Below are 2,953 nucleotides of genomic sequence, written 5' to 3'. Positions count from 1 at the left end.
CATGCAAATTTCCAATGCGGAATGGCGCATCATGAAGATTATCTGGATGGAAGGCAAGCAGACCAGCACGGATTTGATCGCCGTCTTGTCCGAGCGCTTTGACTGGTCGAATTCGACCATCAAGACCCTCTTGACGCGCTTGGTGGAGAAAGGCTGTCTGACCAGAGAAAAATCTGGCAAAGCCTTTGTCTACTCGGCTTTGTTGAAGCAGGACCAAAGTTTAGACTTGGTGGTTGAGGAGGTGAAAGACAAGGTTTGCTCAAAAAGAATTGTCCAGGTGCTTGAAAACTTGATTCAGGAGAGTGACTTTACGCTTGCAGATCTTAATCAGCTGCAGCAGGTCCTGGAAGAAAAGAAAGCAGAGGCTGTCGAAACAGTCCCTTGCAATTGTATGTAATAGAAAGAAGGAAATTCTATGTTTGGATTGTTAATTAGTATTGTTTGTTTACTTGGGGTTGCTTTTATTGCTTGGTGGTTCTTTGCAGAGCATGAAAAGGTAAGCGGCCACGCTCGTCAGAAATCAGGTTATCAAGAAATTGAAGTCGAAGTCATGGGGGGCTATTCGCCTGAAACCATTGTCCTGAAAAAGAATGTTCCAGCCCGGATCATCTTTAATCGCAAGGATCCATCTTCATGTCTGGCTCAAGTGATCTTTCCAGATTTTGGCGTTCATGAAGATTTGCCTTTAGGTGAAAAACATGTCATTGAAATTACGCCAGAAAAAGCGGGCGAATATGGGTATTCATGTGGAATGAACATGATGCATGGTCACATGATTGTGGAATAAAGGAGTAGGTATGGTAGAAAAACAAAAAGCAGTTGTGGAAAACGGAGTGCAAAAGATCCGTATTACAGCAGAAAAAGGCTATAGTCCAAAGGAATTTCAACTTCAAAAAGGGATCCCTGCTGAAATCACCTTCCATCGGGTCAATCCTTCCGGCTGTTACAAGGAAATTTTGTTTGAAGATCAGGGGATTTTAGAGCCTTTGGAAGTCGGTGTGGATAAGGTGATATCCTTTACCCCGACAGAAACAGGGGACTTCGAGTTTTCATGTGGAATGAAGATGCAAAAGGGTTCCTACACGGTTGTGGAAAAACGCCGTCGTGTCTTAGGTTTACTGGGTCGCTTTTGGATTACTAGTATCTTTACTCTTCCTTTATTGATCTTGATGATCGGGATGATGGCAGGATTTGTATCCCATTCAGTCAGTCGCTGGGGGACTTTTCTAGCGACAACACCGATCATGTTGGTAGCAGGAGTTCCTTTTATCAAGAGTGCCTGGGCCTCATTTAAGAAGCACCATTCCAATATGGATACCTTGGTAGCTCTTGGAACCCTGGTAGCCTATGTCTATAGTGTATTTGCCCTTTTTACTGGTCAGCCAGTATACTTTGAGGCTGCGGGTTTTATCATCTTCTTTATCCTCTTAGGGCAAATCTTTGAAGAACGGATGCGTAACAATGCCTCCGAGGCTGTGGAAAAGTTGTTGGATTTGCAGGCAAAAACGGCTCAAGTTCTCCGTGATGGGAACTATGTCGAGGTGGCGGCAGAAGATATCCAAATTGATGACTTGATTCGGGTCCGTCCTGGGGAAAAGATTGCGGTTGATGGGACGATTGTAGAAGGAAGTACGACCATTGATGAGTCGATGGTGACAGGTGAAAGCTTGCCTGTGGAAAAATCAGTTGGTGATGCAGTTATCGGCTCCACTATCAACAGCAATGGGACCATTCTCTTTAAGGCTGAAAAAGTCGGTAGTGAGACCCTCTTATCTCAAATTGTGGACTTTGTCAAAATGGCCCAATCCAGTCGTGCTCCTATTCAAGATTTGACGGATAAGATTTCAGGTATCTTTGTTCCAGTGGTGACGATTTTGGCCATTGCGACTTTCTGGGTTTGGTCCGTGCTTCTGGGCGCGTCGCTTCAAGAGGCCATGCTCTATGCAGTCTCTGTCCTCATTATTGCCTGTCCTTGTGCCCTTGGTTTAGCAACCCCAACAGCCCTGATGGTCGGAACCGGCCGTAGTGCCAAGATGGGGGTTCTGATTAAAAATGGAACAGTTCTTCAAGAAGTGCAAAAGATTCAAACCGTTGTGTTTGATAAGACAGGGACTATTACCATTGGCCAACCACTTGTAACCGATGTTGTAGGAGATGAAGCGCGTGTCTTGACACTGGCTGCTAGTCTTGAAACTTTTTCAGAACATCCACTAGCCCAAGCGGTGTTATCCCAAGCAGAAGAAAAAGGTTTGGTATTATCCCCTGTGGAAAACTTCCAAGCGATTGAAGGAAAAGGGGTCCAAGGACAGATCGACCAGCAGTTGGTGACCTTGGGAAATGGCAAACTTCATGACGGGACAGCGATGGATCCGGAGCTTGAAAAACGGATGGTAGAGTTGCAAGAGCAGGCCAAAACAGTGATCAGTTTGTCTGTGGATGGGCAAGTGATTGGCTTGATTGCCATTCAAGATGCTCCGAAGGCCAGCTCAAAAGAAGCGATCAAAAAGCTCAAAGAACGGGGCTTGAAAACGGTCATGTTAACGGGGGATAATGAACGGGTGGCCCAAGCTATTGCTAAGCAAGTGGGAATTGACACCGTCATTGCTGATGTCCTTCCTCAAGAAAAAGCTAGCGCCATCCAAAAACTGCAAGAAGCTAGCAAGGTTGCCTTTGTTGGAGATGGGATCAATGATGCTCCAGCTCTCTCGATCGCAGATGTGGGGATCGCTATGGGATCTGGAACGGATATTGCGATCGAGTCCGGTGGCATCGTGCTCACGCAAAATGATTTGCTTGGCGTTGTGCGCGCCTTTGACATGAGTCAAAAGACCTTCCGCAGGATCTTACTCAATCTCTTCTGGGCCTCTATCTACAATATCCTTGGGATTCCAATTGCTGCTGGAGTCTTTGTAGGACTGGGATTGACCCTCAATCCAGAACTAGCAGGTCTTGC

3 protein-coding genes are annotated in these 2,953 nt (G+C 46.0%); all 3 read left to right on the top strand.

Annotation, left to right across the window (positions count from 1 at the left end; genetic code table 11):
- Position 1 precedes the first annotated feature (1 nt).
- Positions 2 to 397, top strand: a complete 396-nt coding sequence (locus RCH62_RS08410; RefSeq protein WP_049471883.1) for a CopY/TcrY family copper transport repressor — start codon at positions 2 to 4, stop codon at positions 395 to 397.
- 18 nt (positions 398 to 415) lie between these two features.
- Positions 416 to 787, top strand: a complete 372-nt coding sequence (locus RCH62_RS08405; RefSeq protein ID WP_070595497.1) for a cupredoxin domain-containing protein — start codon at positions 416 to 418, stop codon at positions 785 to 787.
- A 10-nt stretch (positions 788 to 797) separates the two neighbouring features.
- On the top strand, positions 798 to 2,953 hold a 2,156-nt coding region (locus RCH62_RS08400; RefSeq protein ID WP_306475023.1), incomplete at its 3' end, for a heavy metal translocating P-type ATPase.

Source organism: Streptococcus sp. (genome assembly GCF_030825805.1).
Classification (GTDB): Bacteria; Bacillota; Bacilli; order Lactobacillales; family Streptococcaceae; genus Streptococcus.
Note: the sequence above shows the minus strand (reverse complement) of the source record. Positions and strands in the feature narration are given on the sequence as shown.